This is a genomic window from Burkholderia semiarida, from assembly GCF_029268935.1.
Classification (GTDB): Bacteria; Pseudomonadota; Gammaproteobacteria; order Burkholderiales; family Burkholderiaceae; genus Burkholderia; species Burkholderia semiarida.
Window position 1 is genome coordinate 1,020,470 of sequence record NZ_JAHLCL010000007.1, and the last position, 19,695, is coordinate 1,040,164.

Sequence of the window (19,695 nt, forward strand, 5' to 3'; positions counted from 1 at the left end):
CCGACCGCGTGACCCAGCCGCCAGGCGTCGCCCGCGTGCGCCGCGCAACGCACGCGAGCGGCCCGGCACGGCACGCGCCGTTCGCCTTCCGCCCCGGATAGCGACGCCGCGCCGCGCGGGCCGACCCGCGCGGCGCCCATGACGAACAACAACCCCAAAACAAGGAGACAGCCCCATGGGCAAGCGAATGTCCGCATTGTGCGGACTGGGCCTCGTATCGGCCGGCGCCTGCGCGCAGACCAGCCTCACGCTGTACGGCGTCGCCGACGTCTACACCGAATTTCTCACCAACCAGGCCGGGCCCGACGGCAAGTCGTCCGCGTCGCTCGCGCGGATGGCGTCGGGCGGCAAGAGCGGATCGCGCTGGGGCCTGAAGGGCGTCGAGGATCTCGGCGGCGGCTGGCAGGCGGCGTTTCGCGTCGAAAGCAGCATCAACCTCACCAACGGCGCCGGCGCCGGCGGCTTCGACCGCTCCGCGTGGGTCGCGCTGCAACACGAGCGCTGGGGCGCGCTGCGGCTCGGCCGTCAGTACACGACGCTGTTCGACATCATGGAGCGCTATTCGCCGACGGGCGCCTATTCGACGCTGTACGAGCCGGACGGCGCGATCGTCGGCATCAATTATCGCGAGAACAACGTCGTCAAGTATCTGGCGAAGCTCGGCGCGCTGACGCTCGAAACCCACTACGCGTTCGGCGGCACGGCGGGCGCGTTCCAGTCGAACGCCGCGTACGGCGCGGGCTTCGACTACGCGGGCAGCGCGTTCTCGTTCGCCGCGGCGTTCGACGACGTCCACACACCGCGGCCCGGCGGCTTCGCGCACTTCCGCCGCTACGCCGCTTCCGCGCTCGTGCCGCTCGGGCGCGCGCAACTGCTGGCCGGCGTCGAGCACGCGCACAGCGACATCGCCGCGCCGTCGGTCGTGACGAACTTCACGTTCTGGTGGGCCGGCGTCCGCTATGGCATCACCGATTTTCTGCAAGCGATCGGCGCCGTCTATTACGAACACATCCGCGCGCGGAATCCGGCGAATGCGCAAACGCCGGCATCGCAGCCCGTCAGTCCGCAGCAGGTCACGCTGCAGTTGAACTACTTCGTGTCGAAGACGGTGACGCTGTACCTGGCGGCCGGCTACGCGCACCGTGCCGCGCTCGATTTCGACAACGACAACTACAACTTTCTGCACTACTCGCTCGCGGCCGGCCGCTCCGGCAGCGCGGGCGTCGCGCTCGGCCTGCGCAAGGCGTTCTGACAGCGTCGCCCCTTCCCGCCCCTTAAACATTCGGAGACCGAACCATGAATCGCCGCCACTTTCTTTCCGCGCTGACCGGCGCCGCCGTCGCGCTGCCGTTCGCTCGCGCCCGCGCCGCCGCGACCGCCGACAGGCAGAACGCCGGCCAGCCGGAACTCGCCCGGCAACTCGCCGACTACGCAGCCGGGCTGCAGTATCGCGACCTCGACGAGGCGACCGTCGAAACGATCAAGGCGCATCTGATCGACGCGCTGGGCTGCGCGATCGCCGCGCACGATGAGGCGCCGGTACGGATCGCGCGCGACGCGGCGCTCGCGTCGCCCGGCGGCGTCTCGACCGTGATCGGCACGAACCGCCGCACGCGCGCCGATCTCGCCGCGTTCGCGACCGGCACGGCGCTACGCTACTTCGATTTCAACGATGCGTATGCCGGCAAGGAAACCGGCCATCCGAGCGACAACGTCGCCGCGTGTCTCGCGGTCGCCGAGGCGCGGCACGCGAGCGGCCGCGACCTGATCCTGTCGATCGCGATCGCGTACGAGATCGCATGCCGGCTGATGGACGCCGCCGCGGTCAGCCCGCGCGGCTGGGATCACACCTGCTACAGTCTGCCGGCCGTCGCGCTCGCGGCGGGCAAGCTGATGGGCCTGCACGCGCCGCAACTCGTGCAGGCGGTCAACCTGTCGATCAACAGCCATCTCGCGCTGAACCAGACGCGGGTGCAGCAGTTGTCCAACTGGAAGGCGCTCGCCGACGCCGACGCGGCGCGCAACGCGGTGTTTTCGACCGAACTCGCCGGCGCCGGCCTCACCGGCCCCGCGCCGATATTCGAGGGAGCGGCCGGGTTCTTCGCGCAGGTGTCCGGACCGTTCGCGCTCGACATCGCCACGTTCGGCGGGCGCGGCGGCGCGTTCCGGGTCGGCCGGTGCTTCGTGAAGTTCTATCCGGCGCAAGGGCTCACGCAAACGGCGATTCCGGCCGCGCTCGCGGTCGCCGCGCAGGTCGGCGACCTGCGGCGCATTCGGCGCATCGAGGTCCGCACGACCGAAGTCGGCTACGTGACGGCCGGCCGCGATCCGGAGAAATGGGCCCCGTCGACCCACGAGACCGCCGACCACAGCCTGCCCTACATCGTCGCGCGGGCGATGCTCGACGGCGACATCACAACCCGCAGCTATACGGGCCCGGCGTTGCGCGACCCGGCCTTGCACGCGCTGATCGGCAAAATCACGGTCGACGCGGACCCGGCGCTGACGGCCCGCTATCCCGCGCATGCGCCGAATCGCGTGACGGCCGTGTGCGACGACGGCGCGACCTATACGAAGCAGGTGGACGATCTGCCGGGCTCACCGACGCAACCGATGCAGCGCGCCGACTACGAAGCGAAGTTCACGAAGAATTGCCAGCGGCACGGAAGCGCGGCGCGAATGCGGGCCGCACTCGATTATCTGTGGCGACTCGACGAGCAGCCCGACGTCGCGACGCTGCCGCCGCTGCTCGTCGTCGGCTGACCGCGAGCGGCCCGCGGCGCACGACATCGCGCTCAGCCCACGCTGCACGCGTCCACCGTGACGTCGTCCACGACGGATTCCGCGGCCGCGAGGATCGCGCGGCGCATCCAGCCGTGCGCGTTGCTGCCGTCGTACCGGCGATGCCAGTACAGCGACCACGTGACGGGCTCCATCGCGAGCGGCAGTTCGCGGATCACGAGACGCGGATCGCCGAGGCTCAGCGCGTGCCGCTCCGACATGATCACGGCGTACGGCAGCGCATCGAGCATGTTCGGCACGACGAGCCAGTGCGGCACGTTGAGCACGATGCGGCGCGTACAGCCCATGTTCGCGAGCAGGTTGTCGATCAGGCTGTGGTCGACCGGGTTGATCGACACGTTGAGGAAGTCGAGCGCGAGGAACCGTTCGAGCGTCAGCGGCTTGTCCGCATCGGGATGGTTGCGGCTCAGCACGCACACCATCCGGTCGTGAAACACGGTTTCCGACGACAGCGAGCCGGAATGCTCGAGGCCCGCGCTGATCGCCATGTCGAGCCGCCCGGCTTCGAGCGCTTCGGCCGTCTTCGCCGCGCTCGGGTGCACGACATCGAGGCTGATATTCGGCGCCGTCGTGCGCATGCGCCGCAGCAAGGCGGGCAGCAAAAGCAGTTCGGTGAGATCCGACATCCGGATCGTAAAATGACGCTCCGACGTAAAAGGGTTGAATTGATAATCCGATTCAAATAATTCTTCGATTTGTTGCATGATTTGCCGCACCGGCGCGATCAACGCCTGCGCGCGCGGCGTCAATTCCATCCCGATCGTGCTGCGCGCCAGGATCTCGTCCTTGAACAGATACCGCAGGCGCGACAGCGCATTGCTGACGGCCGGTTGGGTCAGACCGACCTTCAGCCCGGCCCGCGTCACCTGTTTCTCCGTCAGCAGCGCATCCAGTATGACCAGCAGGTTCAAGTCGATCGAACGTAGATTCATGATTGTGACCATCCACTAAACGGGTTAATCGCCATCCCCGGTTCGCGATTATCGCAATGGGGAAATCCCCTGATATTTAGTGCAATAAATGAGAATAGTCCAATCTTGACGTTTCAATATTTTTTATATACCCCGCGCCATTGATTCTATTTTTCGATCTGAACGACCCGATTTTCAGTCATTTTTTCGATAATCGGCTCAATCGACGATCCCGGATCGACGCATGGAAACGGTTCCCGCTGGCCGGGCGCGCGCCGGCGCCCGCGGCCTGCGCGTCAAACGGTCGCGACCGGGTTCACCGGCGCACCGACCAGCCCCCGGATATGCAACGGCGGCGCGGTCAGCAGGAACCGGTTTCGCCGATGCGCGCGCAGCCAGTTCGCGAGCGGCGTCAGGTGCCACAGCTCGCCGAGGTGGATGCCGAGCTTGAACAGGCACAGCTCGTGCAGCGGCATCAGCGCCCCCGGCCGCGCGAGCGGCTGCGCATGCTGCGGCCGCTCCTCGATCGCGTGGTTGTCGGCCACGAGCGCCGCGAGCCGCGACTCGTCGATCCACTGCAGCAGCCGGGCGTCGCTGCTGTCCAGCACGCAGGCGCTCGCGACGGTCGCGGGCGAACCGTGCTCGTCGTTCAGCAGCAGATCGGCGAAACCGGTGTGAATGCAGACGATGTCGCCCTGCTCGACGTGCACGTCGTCCGCTTCCATCACGCGCATCAGTTGCGCGTAGCCCACTTTCGTGCGGGCGTCGCCGAAGTGATGCCGCAGGTCGATCAGCACGCCACGCCCCTGCACGCCGGTGCGCGCCATCACCTCGATGCCGAGCGCGAGCGCGCCGCCGGTGGCGTCGCCCTCCTGCGGCACCCGCAGATGCTCGCCCATCCGGAAGCCGTTGTAGAACACGATTTCGGGCACGCCGTCGTCGTCCGCGTCGAATACGCCGCCGACGTGCGCGAGACCGTCCCATTGCGTCGAGAACTGCGAATGCATGCAGAACGAATCGTCGCAGACGACGTCCGTGGCGTTCGCCACCTGTTCGTCGGCGCGATAACCGAAGTACGGCTTGCCGCCGAGCAGCGCCGGCAAGATCGCGGGCGGCCGACGGCGCGCGTTCAGCCCGCCGCCGCGCGGCACGTCGAGCGGCAGGCTCAGCGAGAACGACAGGCCTTGGCGCACCTCGGCGACGCCCTGCCGCACCTTGTCCGGCGTCAGCCAGTTCAACCGTCCCTGCTGATCGTCCGGGCCGAAATCGCCCCAGTTCGAGCCCGGCGGCCGCTTCTTCCAGCGTGGTGCGTTCAAGATGGCTCTCCTCCTTTCCGGTTCGGATGCACGTCGGACGTCAACGCCGCCAGCGCATCCAGCGGCGTGTCGTCGACGAGCGCCTGCACCGCGTCGCGCAGCTCGAGCGCACGCGGCGTGCCGATCGTCGAACTCGCGGCGAGCACGAACTTCGCGACGAGTTCCTGTTCGGTCAGCGGCCGCGAACGGGTGCCCTTGCTCGACTCGACGCGCGCCTCGCGCGTCTGCCCGTCGCGCAGCGTCACGCGCAGCACGGCAGGCAGGCTGTGCGGGAACCGCGCGTCGCACCACGGATCGGCGACGCAGCGCACCTTCGCGGCCAGCGCGCGGCGCGCGGGGTCCCGCACGAGCGCATCGTCGAAATCGTCGAACCAGACGCCGAGCCCGCCCCCGCCGAGCAGCGCGGCCGCGATCGTGTACGGCCCCGAGAACGCGGCCGCGTAACCGTTCGGCGGGCTGGCCTTCAATTCGGCAGGCTCGCCGATCGTGCGCAGCGTCGACGTCGCGACCCGCAGTTCGGCCGACACCACGTCGTCGGCCGTCACGCCCTGCGCCTTCAGTTGCAGCGCCGCGTCGATGCCCGGATGCGTGAAGTGGTTGCACGGATACGGCTTGAAGATGATCCGGCTCGTCTCCCAGTCGTCACCGAGGCCGCGCAGCACCGCGTCGACGTCGGCCAGCTCGCCGCACCATGCGTGAAAGAAGCCGAAGCGGCCTTCGAGCGCGGTCGGCGGCGCGGTCACGCCCGCATCCGCCAGTTCCGCCGCGCTCACGCCCGCATGCGCGGCCCAGCCGCAGTGAATCCGCTTCACGGAGCCGCCGGTGCGGTTCGCCTCGAGCAGGCCCGCGCCCATGCTCGCGGCAATCCCGAGCGCCGCGGCGATCCGCGCGGCGTCGAGCCCGAGCAGCATCGCCGCGGCCGCGGCCGCGCCCACTGTCCCGCAGATCGACGTCGCGTGCTGGCCGCGCTCGAAGAACACCGAATTGCCGAGCCGCTCGTTGTAGGCCGCCACGCCGAGCCGGATGCAGATCTCGGTGCCGACCGTGATCGCATCGAGCAGCGCTGCGCCCGATGCACCGCTCGCCTGCGCGGCGGCGAGCGCGGCCGGAATCACCGACGCGCTCGGATGCAGCACCGACAGCATGTGCGAGTCGTCGAAATCCATCGCATGCGCGAGCGTGCCGTTGACGAGCGCGGCGCTCGCGGCCGGCAGCCGGTCGGCCGCGCCGATCACGCTCGCGCGGCCGTGCCCGCCCCAGCGCCGCGCGACCTGCAGCACGGACTGCGCGACGGGTTCGTCGTGCGCGATCAGGCTGTTGCCGACGAGGTCGAGCACGCGGGCGGCGGCCTCCACGCGCAGCGTGCGATCGAGCCCGTCGACGCGCACCGCCGACGCGAAGCGGCCGAGCACGCCGACGATGCCGTCCGGATTCGTGGGCCTGGCGGCGACGGCCGGTGCGGAAAGCGTATCGGGCGCGCTCATGCCGCGACTCCATCGCGCCGCAGGTGGGTCGCCAGCGCCAGCGTCACGCGCGCGTTCGCGATCAGCGGCGGCGCCACCACGCGGCCATCGGGCAGCACGAACACCGACGATTGATCGTCCGCCGCATCGACCGCCTCCAGCACGCGCTCGGCCGCGCGGATTTCCTCGTCCGACGGCGTGAACACCGCGTTGATGACCGGCAGTTGCGACGGATGAATCGCGAAACGGCCGACGAATCCCATCGATTTCGCGCGCAACGTCGATTCCTTCAGGCCGTCGAGATCGCCGAGCGTGTGATAGACCGTCTGGATCGGCCCGTTCAGCCCCGCCGCGCGCGACGCCACCACGCAGCGCGCGCGGCACACTTCGAGCGTGAAGTTGTCGACGCCGATCCGCAGGTCGGCGCGCAGGTCGCTTTCGCCGAGCCCGATCCGTTCGAGCCGCGGCGACGCGGTCGCAAGCTGATAAGCGGTTTCCACCCCATAGGCGGATTCGATCAGGATCTGGATCCCGGCGTCGCTGCCGAGCGCGTCGAGCCAGCCCGCGACTTCCTGGATATGCGCGGGGAAATCGCATTTCGGCAAACGCAGCGCCTGCAATGCGGGCAACGCGATCGCCTCGACGTCGTCGCGGCACCACGGCGTCCCGATCGGGTTCACGCGTACGTAGGTCGGCTTCGGCGGGCCGCCCGCCAGGATGTCGGCGGCGGCCTTGCGGGCGTCGACCTTGTGGCTCGCCGGCACGGCGTCCTCGAGATCCAGCACGATCGCGTCGGCCTCGCTCGCGTAGGCCTTCTCGACCACCTGCGTCTTGTGCGCGGGCACGTACAGGTAACTGCGGCAGGTTGCACTCGGTTTCAAATCACACCTCGTTCGGTCAGGTCGGCGAGGTCCCGCGATTCCAGGCCCAATGCGCCGAATACTTCATCGTTGTGCGCGCCGCGCGACGGCCCGCCCCAGCGGATCGCGCCGGGGGTGTCGGACAGCCGGAACGGCACGTTGTGCGTGCGGAATGCGCCCAGTTCGGCGTCGGGCACCGATACGATCGAGCCGAGCGCCGCGTACTGCGGATCGCGCAGCACGTCGGCGACGTCGTAGATCGGCGCGACGGCCGCCTCCGCGCGCTCGAACGCGTCGATCACCTCGTCGCGCGTGCGCTGCCCGATCCAGCCGCCGACCGCCGCGTCGAGCTCGTCCGCATGCTTCGCGCGCTCGACGCCGCTCGCGAACCACGGCTGGTCGATCAGGTCCGCGCGGCCGACGAGCCGCATCACGCGCTCGGCGATGCTGTGCGCCGACGTCGACAGCGCGACCCACTTGCCGTCCGACGTGCGATACACGCCGCGCGGCGCGTTGTTCGGCGAGCGGTTGCCGGCGCGCTCGGGCACGCGCCCCGTCTGGTCGTAGCTCGCGACCTGCGCGCCCATCGCCGCGAGCATCGTCTCGATGATCGCGAGATCGACCACCTGTCCGCGTCCGGTGCGTTCGCGCGCCTTCAGCGCCGTCATGATCGCGAACGCGGCGGTGAGCCCCGCCACCGTGTCCGCGAGCGGAAACGACGGCAGCAGCGGCGGCCCGTCCGCCTCGCCGGTGGCGGCCGCCAGCCCGCTCATCGCCTCCGCGAGCGTGCCGAAACCGGGGCGGCGCGCATACGGGCCGAACTGGCCAAACCCCGTCACCCGCACCAGCACGAGCCGCGGATTGATCGCGGACAACACGTCGTAGCCGAGCCCCCAGCGCTCCAGCGTGCCGGGCCGGAAATTCTCGACCACCACGTCGGCCTGCGCGGCCAGCTCGCGAAAGATCCGCTGGCCGTCGGCCGTGCCGAGATTCAGCGTGACCGCCCGCTTGTTGCGCGCGACCACCTTCCACCACAACGGCACGTCGTCGCGACGCGCGCCGTACTTGCGCGCCGGATCGCCCGTCGGGTGTTCCACCTTGATCACGTCGGCGCCGTAGTCGGCGAGCATCGTCGCCGCGAGCGGGCCGGCAAACAGCGTCGCGGCGTCGATCACGCGAATGCCGCCGAGCGGCGCGCGGCTGGAGGTGTCCGACGCCGTGCCGGCGTCGACCTCCCCGGTTTCCACAGAGGCCATGGCGTTCTCCTGCCAGATAGGTTGCACGGCGCGCCATGCACCACCATCGTTTGCATGACTAATCATCATGCAACGATGCAGGCATGGCGCGCGACCGGCGGCTCAGACCGCGTTGATCCGATAGATCGGGAAATACGTCTCGATCTTTCCGTTCAGGTAATCGGACGCAAGCTTCGGCACGTCGTCGAAATCGAAGATTTCGGTCGGTTCCTGGCCGATCCAGCCGGTCGACTCCTGGAAGTCGCGGATCGTGATGCTGTCGTCGTAGCGCCACGCGTGCGTGTGGATGTGCAGGCGGCGGTTGATGCACTCCGTCGCGCGCAGGTTCCACAGGCGCATTCCGGTTTTCCAGCCGACCGTCGCGACGATGCCGGTGCGGCCCGTCACGCGCATCGTCGCGCGATACAGCGCGCCGCCGAGATTGTCGAGGAAGATCGCGACGCCGCGGCCGCCGCTCAGCTCGGCGATCGTCTCGGCGAAGACGCGCTCCGACTCGCGGTAGCGTGCCTGGTAGTCCGGATCGGCCCGGTAGCGCGCCTCGTCGTACGCGAGATCCGGAAACTTGCGCCGGTCGACCGGCGTGATGCCGAGCTTCGCGAGATCCTCGAGGCGACGGTCGTTGCTCGCCGTCATCGCGACGCGAAAGCCTTCGCGCTTCGCGAGCTGCAGCTCCGCCAGCGTCGTGCCGCCGCCCCAGCCGAACACCAGATAGTCGGCCGGATCGACGTCCGGCAGTTGCGAGCGCCAGCACGTCGACGCGACCTTCCAGTTGTCCCACGCGGTGAAGTAGCGGCCGTAGGTCGCCCATTGCAGCAGCGAGTGACGGCTGTCGGTCGGCACCGGCACCAGGTTGTCGGCGCGCATCTTGGTGCGTTGCGCCATCACGCCGATCGTGCCGGGCGCGTCGTACGCGTAGACGAGCTCGGCGAATCCGTATTCGTCGCGCTTGCCAAACGGCATCACCATGCAGATCTCGCCGTCCTTCAGCGCGTGGACCGCGCGTCCGCGCTCCACGACGCGCACCAGCGCGCCGTTGCCCAGCACGATCTTGTCCTCGCGGCGCTGGCGGCAGATGTCGACCGGATTGCGCGACAGCGCATGGTCGAGGTTCGCTTCCCACGATCCGTACAGCGGCTCGACGAGCACCTCGTCGGCTTCGAGCGGGGAAAATTCGAAGGTTTCGCGGCGCAGCTCGCCCGCGACGGGCGGCTGCTGGCGGGTCGGTTCCGGGCCCGCGTAGAGAACCCATGCATCGGTTTTGATCATCGTCATTCCTCGGTAAACGACTGGTATGTGAAAAAGCGCGCCGAACGAATCGCCGGCTTCAGCGCGACTGCGCCTGCTCGAGTGCCGCCTCCACGTCCGCCGCCGCGGCGACCTGCCCGAGCTTCGGGAAGATCTGGGTCAGCGCGAACGTCTGCGCATCGGCCGACGACGTGCTGACCGCATCGCTCACGATCACGACGTTGTAGTTGTTTTCGTATGCCTGGCGCGCGGTCGATTCCACGCCGATGTTGGTCGCGATGCCGGTCAGCACGACGTCGGTGATGCCGCGGCGACGCAGCTGCACGTCCAGGTCGGTGCCGGTGAACGCGCCCCACTGATGCTTCGTCACGACGATGTCGGACGGCGACACGCCGAGCGCCGGCGCGAACGCGCTCCATTCGGGATCGAGATTCGGCGGCTGCGACGGCGCATCCGTCTTCACCTTCAGCGCCACGCCGCCGTCCGGCAGGTAGCTCGTGTGCACGTAGATGACGGGCAGCCCCCGCGCGCGGAAAGCCGCCGCCAGCCCGACCGTCTTCGCGACGACCTGCGCGCCGGTATAAGGCGTGACCGGCAGCGCGACGATGCCGTTCTGCAGATCGATGGCGACGAGCGCGGCGGTGCGATTGAGCGTCGGAATGGACATGTATCACCCTCACTTTTGTTGTGGAACGGAAGAAACGGCGGCGTCGAGGTGCCGGCTCGATACGGCATTGAGCAACAGCAGCACGCTGATCACCGCCAGGACGACGGCAAGCGCGCGCAGGCCGCGGTCGCTCGCCGGATGGCCGAGCGCGAGACCGACGAGCGCGAACGACAGGCTGCCGCCGACGTACTGCGCGGTGCGGTACAGGCCGGACGCCGTACCGATCCGGCCGTGCGGCGTGCTCTGGTAGAGCGTGGCCTGATTGCCGAGATTGTTGAAACCATTAGGAATACCGAACACAACCGACAGCACAACGATCGCCGCGATCGGCAGGCTGCTCGTCAGCTGGCTCATCACGACGCTGCCGATGCAGAGCAGCGCGGAACCGATGACGAGCACGGGGCGCGCGCCGTGGCGGTGCACGATGCGGGTGGCGAGCATCGTCGTGACCGTGCCGATGCCGGCGACCGGCAGCATCACGAGGCCGGCGTCGGCGGCCGACAGTCCCCTCGCCTCCTGCAGCCACATCGGCAGCGCATAGAAGATCGCGTAGAACACCGCATAGGTGCCGACGCAGCGCAGATACGTGCCGAGCAGCGGACGGTTGTCGGCCAGCATCCGGATGTCGATCAGCGGCGCCGCGGCCCGGCGTTCGCGGCCGATCAACAGCGGCGCCAGCACGAGCGTCGCGGCCAGCAGCAGCCAATCGGGTTCGCGCGACACCGATTGCAGGAACAGCAGCAGGCTCGCGAGCGTCAGCACGAACAACGCCACGCCCGGCAGATCCAGTTCCGTCAGCGTGGCGCGCAGCGTGGTGCGCGCCTGTGCGTCGCGATAGGCCGGGTCGGCCGGGATCCACAGCCAGGCGAACACGAAGGCGGCCAGCACGATCGGCACGTTGATCCAGAAGATCGCGCGCCAGCCGGCGAACTGCACCAGCGCACCGCCGAGCGGCGGGCCGAACGCGACGGCCACCTGCGCCGCGATCGAGATCGCGCCGAGCCCGCCCGTCGGCGTCGCGCCGTTCGCATGCCGCTGCGACCACGCGCGGATCATCGCCATGCCGGCCGGATACGCGGCCGACGTGCCGATGCCGAGCGCGACGCGCGAGGCGACCAGCCAGCCGAGCGTCGGCGCGAACGGCGCGAGCGACGACGCGAACAGCACGATCGCAAGGCCGATGCAGAAGATCCGCTTCGCGCCGAAGCGATCGGCGAGGCGCCCCATCGTCGGCTGGCCGGCGGCCGTCGCCAGATACAGCCCCGACACGAGCCACAGCGTATCGATGCGCGCGTGCGCGGCGTCGGCCGGCGCGAACGCCTGCTGGATGCTCACGAGCGCGACCGCGATCATCGACGAATTCAGCGCGTTGAGCAGCGTGCCGAGCACGATCGGGCCCACCAGCTTCGCCGGCAGGCGCAGGCCTGCGTCGCGTCGGTCGCCGCCGCCTTCGGGCGCGCGGCCGGCGGTCGCACGTGGCGCGCGGCCGGCGGTCGCACGTGGCGCGCGGCCGGATCGATCGTGAGTCGTTTTCATGGCGTCTTCGCGTGATGAATGGGCATCGGTCGGTGAATATCGAACGTGCGTTCACCATACCGCTCCAATCGCCGCGAATGAAATGGATTGTTGCGATGCAAACATTCGCAACTTGAATGGGGAATGTGCGCGGCACGCATGCGAACGGCATACGACGAGCCGACCGCGCACGGCGGGATGCGCCCGTCAGCCTTGCGTGACAGGCGTATGCGCAGCATTCGGGAGGATGGTTTCGGTCGGCGCGGCGCGCGGCGCGCAGCGTCACCGCGCGCGCGGCATGACGGTTTTATGCCGCGCCGCGACACGGGATCAGAGGGGGGGCTCTACCGGGATCGCAGACGTGCCGTTCGTGCAGCGAATGCGAAGGCTGCGTGGCAATGGACGATACGCCGCGCGATCTGCCGAAGCAGATTCGACGCAGCGTGCGGGGATTTCGCTACCGCCGCGGTCCGGGCGGCGGCACGGTCCGGTCAGCGCAGCCCGCCGCTCGCGACGAGGCGCTCGCCGGTCAGCCAGCGTGCATCGTCCGACGCGAGGAACACGGCGACCGACGCGATGTCGTTCGGCTCGCCGAGGCGGCCGAGCGGCGTCTGGCCGAGCACTTGCGTTTCAAGCTCGGAGCCGATGATGCCCGCGCTGTGCGTGCCCTCGGTCACGACCATCCCCGGGTTGATCGCGTTCACGCGGATCTTGCGCGGCGCGAGCTCGAGCGCGAGCACGCCGGTGATCGCGTCGACCGCGCCCTTCGTGCCGCTGTATACGGCGCTGGCCGGCGGCGTGATGCTGGTCACGACCGAGCTGATGTTGATGATGCTCGCGCCTTCGCCGAGATGCTTGGCGGCCGCCTGCGTCGTCAGCAGTACGCCGAACACGTTCGTGTCGAACTGCCGGCGATAGTGTTCTTCGGTGATCGCTTCGATCGGCGCGAATTCGTACACGCCGGAATTGTTGACGACCACGTCGAGACGGCCATACGTGTCGATCGCGGTATCGACGATGCGTTGCACGTCGGCCGCCTTCGACACGTCGCCGCCGACCGCGACCGCGCGGCCGCCCGCTTCGGTGATCGCGCTCACGACCGCATCCGCGCCCGCCTTGCTGCTCGCGTAGTTGACGACGACCGCCGCGCCTGCGTCGGCCAGTGCCTTCGCGATGGCCGCGCCGATGCCCTTCGATGCGCCCGTGACGATCGCGACCTTGCCTGCCAGCTTGCTCATGATTTCATTCCTCAGTCAGAAGACCTTCGATGGATGGCGCCGGTCGCCGCGACGATGCGTCGATGCATCGATGCGTTGCGATGGCGACCGGCCTGACTGGCAATTTACGTTGCCGCACCGCAGCGATAAAGCGGCTCGACGCGAATTGACTGGCGGAGTTTGCCGAACAATCGACCGGGCGCCGTCAGCCCGCGCTCAGCCATGCGTGGACGACCTCGCCGTCCAGCCCGTCGAGCGCGCCGTCGTAGACGATCCGTCCCCGCCCCATCACCGCGACGCGCCGCGCGAGCCGCGGTGCGAGCTGCAGCCGCTGCTCGATCAGCACGATCGCGACGCCGTCAGCCTGCAGCGCGGCGAGGCACGCGCCGACCTCGCCGACCGCGAGCGGCGCGAGCCCTTCGGCCGGTTCGTCGACGATCAGCACGCGCGGGCGGCCGGCAAGCGCGCGCACCAGCGCGAGCACCTGCTGCTCGCCGCCCGACAGCCGCCCGGCTTTCACGTCCGCGCGCGCGGCCAGCAGCGGAAAACGCTCGAACAGGCGGTCGAGCGCCGTGCGTTCGGCTGCGCCGCTCGCGCCGCGCAAACCGAGCCGCAGGTTGTCGCGCACGCTCAGCAATGGAAACACGTCGCGGCTTTCGGCAACGTAAGCCACGCCGCGCCGCGCGATCTCGAAGGTGCGCGTCCCCGCGCATTCGGCACCGGCGACGCGCACCGAGCCGGCCGTGCGCACGAGCCCCATCACGGCCTTCGCGAGCGTCGAGCGACCCGAGCCGTTGCGGCCGAGCAGCGCGAGCGTCTCGCCCGGCGCCAGCGCGAGATCGACGCCGTCGAGCACGGGCTGCATCCCGTACCACGCGCGCAGCCCGCGAATGTCGAGCACGGCGCTCATGTCGCGCCCTCGCCCAGGTACGCGGCACGCACGCGCGCATCGGCGCGGATCGCGTCGGGCGCGCCGGTCGCGACCACCGCGCCGCGCACGAGCACCGTGATGCGCTCGGCGAAACCGAACACCGCGTCCATGTCGTGCTCGATCATCAGCACCGTGCGGCCCTGCGTCGTCGCGCGGATCAACGCGATCATCCGCGCCGCCTGCACGCGGCTCATGCCGGCCGTCGGCTCGTCGAGCAGCAGTGTACGCGCGCCGCTCGCAAGCGCGATTCCGAGATCGAGCGCGCGCTGCTCCGCATAGCTCAGTTCGCCGGCCGGCGTGTCGCGCCGCGCGTCGAGGCCGATATCGTGCAGCACGCGCGCGGCCGCGAGATCGACCGACGCCGATTCGCGCAGCCGGTTCCACCAGCGCCGCCGCTCGGCCGGCGCATGCAGCGCCGCGCAGCGCAGGTTGTCGAATACGCTCAGGCGCGCGAATACGCTCGTCTGCTGGAAACTGCGGCCGATGCCGAGGCGGCTCGCGACGACCGGTCCGCGCCCCCGCAGCTCGACACCGTGCAGCACGACGCGCCCGCGCGTCGGCCGCGTCGCGCCGGCGATCACGCCGAACAGCGTCGACTTGCCCGCGCCGTTCGGCCCGATCAGCGCGTGGCGCTCGCCGGCCGCGATGCTCAGATCGACACCGTCGAGCACGGTCTGCGCGCCGAAGCGCTGCACGACGCCGTGAAGCGCGATCGCGTTGCCGTTCATCGCGCGTTCTCCCGCGTGGCGACCGCCGCGCCGTGCCCGAGCCGCGCGCGCCAGCTCCACAGCAGCGTGCCGATGCCGGCAGCCGAAACCGCGACGGCCCAGCCGACCGGCGTATCGGCGTCGATGCCCCATGCGCCGAACGCGAGGCGTGCGCCGTCGTCCTGCGCGAAGCGCCATGCATAACCGAGCTCGGCCGCGCAGACGATCGCGACGCTCCAGAACGCGCACGCGGCGACGCCGCACAGCGCACGCCACCGCTCGACCGCCGGCGCGCCGCGCCGCAGCACCCGCGCGAGCGCCTGTGCCATACCCGCGATCCCGCCCGGCGCGGCCACGACGATCGCGACGAACAGCACGCCGAGATACAGCGCCCACGCGCGCGACACGCCGGCGACGCCGATACTCAGCGCGGTCAGCACGGCCGCGCCGGCCGCCGGCCCGAAGAATGCGCCGGTGCCGCCGATCACCGCGGCGATCAGCACGGTCGCCGAGCGCGCCATCGACACGCTGTCGGGCGTCGCGATCTCGACGTCGATCAGCGTCAGCGTGCCGGCGATACCCGCAAAGAACGATGCGCAGACAACCATCGCGAGCCGCACGCGACGCGGATCGGTGCCGAGCGCCGCGACGCGCGCCGGGTTGTCGCGCACCGCGTTCGCGAGCCGTGCGAGCGGCGTGCGCGTGAGCGCATGCATCGCCCACGCCGACACGACGCACCAAGCGGCGATCACCGCATACGCGTGCGCCGGCGCGCCGAAATACCCGTTGCCCCACGGCGCGCCGCCCGCACGGTCGATCGGCACGCCGCCGATCCCGCCGAACCACGCGGGCACGCTCCATGCGGCCGCCGCGACGCATTCGCCGAGCCCGAGCGTGATCATCGCGAACGCGGTGCCGGAACGGCGCGTCGCCAGCAGCCCGGCGACGCACCCGAAGCCCGCGCCGGCCACGCCGCCAACGAGCGGCAACAGCGGCAGCGGGCCGCCGACGCGATTGAACCAGTGCGCGGCCGCGAACGCGCCGAGACCCGCGAACGCCGCATGCCCGAACGACAGCAGCCCGGTCGTGCCGAGCTGCAGGTTGTACGACAGCGCGAGCACGACGAGCGCGGCCGTCTGCGCGAGATAGCCGAGCACCGCGCCGTGCGGCCACAGCCACGCGGGCAGCGCGAAGCAGGCGGCGAACAGCGCCCAGCGCGCGCATCCGGCCACTGCGCGGCTACGCATCGGCACGCTCGCCGAACAACCCGCGCGGCCGCGCGACCAGTACCGCGACGAGCAGCAGGTACGGCACGAGCGGCGCCAGTTGCGCGATCGACACGGCGGCCACGCTGTCGGGCAACGCGAGGCCCGTCCATTGCGCGAGGTCGCGCAGCGACGTGTCGCTCGCGGCCGCGAAGGTCTGCGCGAAGCCGACCGCGAGCGACGCGACGAATGCGCCGCCGAGCGAGCCGAGCCCGCCGATCACGACGATCGCGAACACGACCGACCCGACGGTCTCGGCCAGCGCCGGTTCGATCACCGCGAGCGGCGCGCCGATCACGCCGGCCAGCGCCGCGAGCGCGGTGCCCGCGCCGAACAGCGCCGTCATCACGCGCGGCACGTCGTAGCCGAGCGCCTCGACCGCGGCGCGATGCGTGAGCGCCGCGCGCACGACGAGCCCGAGGCGCGACGCGCGCAGCAACACGCCGAGCGCGATCAGCATCGTCGCGGACATCGCCATCATGAACAGCCGGTAACGCGGCAGCGCGAGGCCGAACACGTTCGCCGGCGCGCCGTCGAACAGCGGCGGCACGGGCGCCGGCAGCGGCGCGAGGCCCCACGCGAGTTTCGCGCCCTCGCCGATCAGGTACGCGAGCCCGAAGGTCAGCAGCAGTTCGCTCGTATGGCCGCGCGCCTGCACGCGGCGCAGCAGCACGCGCTCGCAGCCGGCGCCGAGCAGCCCGACCGCCAGCGGCGCGAGCACGAGCGCGGGCCAGAAGCCCGCATGGGCCGCGATGCCGTAGCCGACGTACGCACCGAGCATGTAGAAGCTCGCATGCGCGAAGTTGAGTACGCCCTGCACGCTGAAGATCAACGTGAGGCCGGCCGACAGCATGAACAGCAGCAAGCCGTAGCTGAGGCCGTTGAAGGCCTGGAGCACGAACTCGTGCACCGCGCGTCGTCAGGCGGCGAGCGGTTCGAGCGCGGCGCGCAGCGCGTCGGGCAGCGGCACCGGGCGGCGCGTGCCGCGATCGACGTACACGTGCACGAAATGCCCCTGCGCGGCGGGCGACGCATCGCCTTGCGCGAACAGCCCGACTTCGTAGCGCACGCTCGACGTGCCGAGCTTCACGACGCGCAGGCCCGCATCGACCGATTGCGGGAACACGAGCGGCGCGAAATAGTTGCACTGCGTCTCGACGACCAGGCCGATCGTCTGCCCGTGCTCGACGTCGAGTACGCCCGCGCGGATCAGGTACTCGTTCACGACGGTGTCGAAGTAGCTGTAGTAGACGACGTTGTTCACGTGCCCGTAGACGTCGTTGTCCATCCAGCGGGTCGTGATCGGCAGGAAGTGGCGATAGGCGTCGCGCGGACGCGGCTGCGGCTTGTCGGACATGGCGATGGCGCTCAGGACGATGGAAGCGAAGGGAACGATGCGGACGATGGGGACGACTGGAACGACGCGCGGCGGCCGAAGCACGCGGCGCGCCGGCCAGCAACGCCGTGCCGCGTCGCGATCGCGCGCGGCACGGCGAACGGCGCGCGGCGGGCAGGCCGGCCCGTCACTGCCCCGGCCGGTCGACGAATTCGAAATCGAGGCCGCGCGCGCGCATCCAGTCGGCGAGCGCGACGCCCGTGCCGGCGCGCCACGGGCGCAGCAGCGGCGGATCGACGAGCTTGTATTCGAGCAGTTCAGGCGACAGCGATACCGTGCCCGACGCCCGCACGTGGTACGCGATGATCAGCTCGTTCTTGCGGATGAATTCGTACACGCCGACGAGCGATACCTGCTCGGCCTTCAGCGCGGTTTCCTCGAACACCTCGCGCGCGATGCCGTCCTCGGGCGTCTCGCCGTTTTCGAGGAAGCCGGTGATCAGCGCGAACATCCCCTCGGGCCACGCCGCGTTGCGCGCGAGCAGGATCTTGCCGTCGAGTTCGACGATCGCGGCGACGACCGGCAGCGGGTTGTTCCAGTGCACGTAGCCGCAGGTATCGTCGGGGCAGGCCTGGCGAATGCGGCCGCCTTCGTGGTCGGGATCGGGCCGCTCGGTCAGCGGGCTCGCGCAGCGCGGGCAAAAACGGTAGTCGGCGGTGGTCATCGATGGGGCATGGCGAGCGCCGGACGGTAGCCTGCAGGCCGCGTCGGGCACCCGCTCGGCGCGGGAAAGGCTTCATTCTAGCGAGTTTGCCCGCGCCGGATACGATCCGGCCCCGCTGGCGTCAGGATGACCGGCGCCCACGTGCGGCGGTCGCCGCGAAACCGGCCGCACCCGCCAGCAGCGCGGCCGCCGCGACCCACAGCGCGGGCGTAAACGACCCGAAGCGCGCGGCCAGCGGCGCCGCGACGAGCGGCCCGAGTATCTGCCCGACGCCATACGACGCGGTCGCGTAGCCCATCAGTCCGGCCGCGCGCTCGCCGTGCAGGCGCCGCGCCTCGCGCATCGCGAACAGCGTGATCGCGGTGAACGGCAGGCCGAGCAGCGCGCTGCCGATCGAGAAACCGGCCGCGTTCGGCCACACGATCCCGGCCGCGATGCCGAGCGCCTGCGTCGCGCAGCCGGCCGCCAGCAGCAGCCGGTTGTCCCAGTGCCCGGGCAGCCGCGCGGCGGTGATCGCGCCGACGATCAGCGCCGCGCCGAACATCGGCCAGAACAGGTCGGGCCACGGCGAGCCGGCCGGCAGCGCGGCGCGCGCGATCACCGGCAGGAACGTCGCGGTGATGATGTAGCCGAAGCCCGGCGCGCCGTACAGCACGACGAGCCACGCGGCGTCCGCGCGACCGCTTCGCGTGCCGGCCGGCGCCGCCGGGGCGGCGGGTGCGCCAGGCGCCGCATGTGACGCGGCGGCCGGCGGCATGGCCTGCGCGCGCGGGGCCGCGGTCGAATCCGGCGCCGCACCGAACGTGCGCCAGATCGCGACCGACAGCACGGCCGACAACGCCGCGAAGCCCAGCCAGCCCACCGCCGCGCGCTGGCCGGCCAGCGCGCTGCCGATCAGCCCGGTCGCCACGATGCCGACGCCCGGCCCCGCGTAGATCACCCCGCTCCATTCCGGCGCATGCAGCTCGGCCAGGCGCCGCAGCCCCCATTGCGACATGAACACGAACGTCCACGCGCTGACGACGCCCGCGACGAAACGCACGACGAGCCACGCCGGCAACCCGTGGCCGACGCCCATCGCGGCGGTCAGCAGCACGGTCGCCGCGAGCCCGAAGCGCACCATCCGCGCGGGCGCGACGCGCAGCGCCGCGCAACTGACCGCGCCGGCGAAGTAGCCCGCGTAGTTCGCCGATGCGAGCCAGCTGCCAGCCTTCAGCCCGATCGAGCCGTCCGCGAGCATCAGCGGCAACAGCGGCGTGAACGCGAAACGGCCGACACCGAGCACGACGGCCAGGCCGACCATGCAGGCGAGCGCGGCCGCGCGGGCGCGGCGGTCGGCCTCGTCGGACGAAAACGCGCGGGCGGCGGCGGTCGAAGCATCGAAGCGGGACATGGCGGCATGGGCCGGCACGTCGCGCGCCGGCCGATCGGAAATCGGAATGGATCCATCCTAGCTTGACCAAACGTTCTCGAAAAATGA

At 70.3% G+C, this 19,695-nt stretch carries 18 protein-coding genes; 2 read left to right on the forward strand and 16 right to left on the reverse strand.

Annotation, left to right across the window (positions count from 1 at the left end):
- The first annotated feature begins 175 nt into the window (after nt 1-175).
- Complete coding sequence (locus tag KPB06_RS17640; protein ID WP_275906189.1) at nt 176-1,252, forward strand: porin; 1,077 nt, start codon at nt 176-178, stop codon at nt 1,250-1,252.
- 44 nt (nt 1,253-1,296) lie between these two features.
- Complete coding sequence (locus tag KPB06_RS17645; protein WP_275906190.1) at nt 1,297-2,763, forward strand: MmgE/PrpD family protein; 1,467 nt, start codon at nt 1,297-1,299, stop codon at nt 2,761-2,763.
- Between the two features lie 32 nt (nt 2,764-2,795).
- On the opposite strand, the gene KPB06_RS17650 is transcribed toward KPB06_RS17645, so the two are convergent.
- The 16 genes from KPB06_RS17650 to KPB06_RS17725 all read right to left on the reverse strand — a co-directional run bounded on the left by KPB06_RS17650 (nt 2,796) and on the right by KPB06_RS17725 (nt 19,608).
- Entirely contained in the window at nt 2,796-3,734 is a 939-nt protein-coding gene (locus tag KPB06_RS17650; protein WP_059575972.1) for a LysR family transcriptional regulator, read from the reverse strand.
- Between the two features lie 275 nt (nt 3,735-4,009).
- Nucleotides 4,010-5,029 carry a cyclase family protein gene (locus tag KPB06_RS17655; RefSeq protein ID WP_124658942.1) on the reverse strand — a complete coding sequence of 340 codons (1,020 nt, stop codon included), beginning with the start codon at nt 5,027-5,029 and terminating at the stop codon, nt 4,010-4,012.
- Nucleotides 5,026-6,513, reverse strand: coding sequence for an MmgE/PrpD family protein (locus KPB06_RS17660; protein ID WP_059575915.1), 1,488 nt, complete (start codon nt 6,511-6,513; stop codon nt 5,026-5,028). The genes KPB06_RS17655 and KPB06_RS17660 overlap by 4 nt, the downstream gene beginning before the upstream one ends.
- Nucleotides 6,510-7,373, reverse strand: coding sequence for an HpcH/HpaI aldolase/citrate lyase family protein (locus KPB06_RS17665; protein WP_059575917.1), 864 nt, complete (start codon nt 7,371-7,373; stop codon nt 6,510-6,512). The genes KPB06_RS17660 and KPB06_RS17665 overlap by 4 nt, the downstream gene beginning before the upstream one ends.
- Nucleotides 7,370-8,608 carry a CaiB/BaiF CoA transferase family protein gene (locus tag KPB06_RS17670; RefSeq protein ID WP_059575918.1) on the reverse strand — a complete coding sequence of 413 codons (1,239 nt, stop codon included), beginning with the start codon at nt 8,606-8,608 and terminating at the stop codon, nt 7,370-7,372. Before KPB06_RS17670 ends, KPB06_RS17665 begins: the two co-directional genes overlap by 4 nt.
- Before the next feature lie 102 nt (nt 8,609-8,710).
- Nucleotides 8,711-9,874 carry a zinc-binding dehydrogenase gene (locus KPB06_RS17675; protein WP_059575974.1) on the reverse strand — a complete coding sequence of 388 codons (1,164 nt, stop codon included), beginning with the start codon at nt 9,872-9,874 and terminating at the stop codon, nt 8,711-8,713.
- 58 nt (nt 9,875-9,932) lie between these two features.
- Nucleotides 9,933-10,520: a hydrolase gene (locus tag KPB06_RS17680; protein WP_059575920.1), complete on the reverse strand. Its 588-nt coding sequence runs from the start codon at nt 10,518-10,520 to the stop codon at nt 9,933-9,935.
- 9 nt (nt 10,521-10,529) lie between these two features.
- Nucleotides 10,530-12,056: an MFS transporter gene (locus KPB06_RS17685; protein WP_275906191.1), complete on the reverse strand. Its 1,527-nt coding sequence runs from the start codon at nt 12,054-12,056 to the stop codon at nt 10,530-10,532.
- Nucleotides 12,057-12,526: 470 nt separating this feature from the next.
- Nucleotides 12,527-13,273: a glucose 1-dehydrogenase gene (locus tag KPB06_RS17690; RefSeq protein WP_059575924.1), complete on the reverse strand. Its 747-nt coding sequence runs from the start codon at nt 13,271-13,273 to the stop codon at nt 12,527-12,529.
- Between the two features lie 184 nt (nt 13,274-13,457).
- Complete coding sequence (locus tag KPB06_RS17695) at nt 13,458-14,162, reverse strand: ABC transporter ATP-binding protein (RefSeq protein ID WP_275906192.1); 705 nt, start codon at nt 14,160-14,162, stop codon at nt 13,458-13,460.
- Nucleotides 14,159-14,911 (reverse strand): ABC transporter ATP-binding protein, encoded by a 753-nt coding sequence (locus KPB06_RS17700; protein ID WP_226232509.1) that lies wholly within the window; start codon nt 14,909-14,911, stop codon nt 14,159-14,161. Before KPB06_RS17700 ends, KPB06_RS17695 begins: the two co-directional genes overlap by 4 nt.
- Nucleotides 14,908-16,137 (reverse strand): branched-chain amino acid ABC transporter permease, encoded by a 1,230-nt coding sequence (locus KPB06_RS17705; RefSeq protein WP_275906193.1) that lies wholly within the window; start codon nt 16,135-16,137, stop codon nt 14,908-14,910. Before KPB06_RS17705 ends, KPB06_RS17700 begins: the two co-directional genes overlap by 4 nt.
- A complete protein-coding gene (locus tag KPB06_RS17710; RefSeq protein ID WP_275906194.1) occupies nt 16,130-17,065 on the reverse strand; it encodes a branched-chain amino acid ABC transporter permease in 936 nt (311 codons plus the stop codon). The genes KPB06_RS17705 and KPB06_RS17710 overlap by 8 nt, the downstream gene beginning before the upstream one ends.
- 9 nt (nt 17,066-17,074) lie before the next feature.
- Nucleotides 17,075-17,512 carry an acyl-CoA thioesterase gene (locus KPB06_RS17715; RefSeq protein WP_027787751.1) on the reverse strand — a complete coding sequence of 146 codons (438 nt, stop codon included), beginning with the start codon at nt 17,510-17,512 and terminating at the stop codon, nt 17,075-17,077.
- A 166-nt stretch (nt 17,513-17,678) separates the two neighbouring features.
- On the reverse strand, nt 17,679-18,215 hold the full coding sequence (locus tag KPB06_RS17720) for an NUDIX domain-containing protein (protein ID WP_275906195.1): 537 nt from the start codon (nt 18,213-18,215) through the stop codon (nt 17,679-17,681).
- A 121-nt stretch (nt 18,216-18,336) separates the two neighbouring features.
- Nucleotides 18,337-19,608, reverse strand: coding sequence for a YbfB/YjiJ family MFS transporter (locus tag KPB06_RS17725; protein ID WP_275920501.1), 1,272 nt, complete (start codon nt 19,606-19,608; stop codon nt 18,337-18,339).
- Nucleotides 19,609-19,695: the final 87 nt, after the last annotated feature.

Coding starts and splice junctions, on each gene's coding strand:
- KPB06_RS17640 (WP_275906189.1), top strand. CDS start 176: ATGGGCAAGCGAATGTCCGCATTGTGCGGACTGGGCCTCGTATCGGCC.
- KPB06_RS17705 (WP_275906193.1), bottom strand. CDS start 16,137: ATGCGTAGCCGCGCAGTGGCCGGATGCGCGCGCTGGGCGCTGTTCGCC.
- KPB06_RS17720 (WP_275906195.1), bottom strand. CDS start 18,215: ATGACCACCGCCGACTACCGTTTTTGCCCGCGCTGCGCGAGCCCGCTG.
- KPB06_RS17690 (WP_059575924.1), bottom strand. CDS start 13,273: ATGAGCAAGCTGGCAGGCAAGGTCGCGATCGTCACGGGCGCATCGAAG.
- KPB06_RS17650 (WP_059575972.1), bottom strand. CDS start 3,734: ATGAATCTACGTTCGATCGACTTGAACCTGCTGGTCATACTGGATGCG.
- KPB06_RS17715 (WP_027787751.1), bottom strand. CDS start 17,512: ATGTCCGACAAGCCGCAGCCGCGTCCGCGCGACGCCTATCGCCACTTC.
- KPB06_RS17670 (WP_059575918.1), bottom strand. CDS start 8,608: ATGGCCTCTGTGGAAACCGGGGAGGTCGACGCCGGCACGGCGTCGGAC.
- KPB06_RS17645 (WP_275906190.1), top strand. CDS start 1,297: ATGAATCGCCGCCACTTTCTTTCCGCGCTGACCGGCGCCGCCGTCGCG.
- KPB06_RS17695 (WP_275906192.1), bottom strand. CDS start 14,162: ATGAGCGCCGTGCTCGACATTCGCGGGCTGCGCGCGTGGTACGGGATG.
- KPB06_RS17680 (WP_059575920.1), bottom strand. CDS start 10,520: ATGTCCATTCCGACGCTCAATCGCACCGCCGCGCTCGTCGCCATCGAT.
- KPB06_RS17660 (WP_059575915.1), bottom strand. CDS start 6,513: ATGAGCGCGCCCGATACGCTTTCCGCACCGGCCGTCGCCGCCAGGCCC.
- KPB06_RS17700 (WP_226232509.1), bottom strand. CDS start 14,911: ATGAACGGCAACGCGATCGCGCTTCACGGCGTCGTGCAGCGCTTCGGC.
- KPB06_RS17725 (WP_275920501.1), bottom strand. CDS start 19,608: ATGTCCCGCTTCGATGCTTCGACCGCCGCCGCCCGCGCGTTTTCGTCC.
- KPB06_RS17685 (WP_275906191.1), bottom strand. CDS start 12,056: ATGAAAACGACTCACGATCGATCCGGCCGCGCGCCACGTGCGACCGCC.
- KPB06_RS17675 (WP_059575974.1), bottom strand. CDS start 9,874: ATGATCAAAACCGATGCATGGGTTCTCTACGCGGGCCCGGAACCGACC.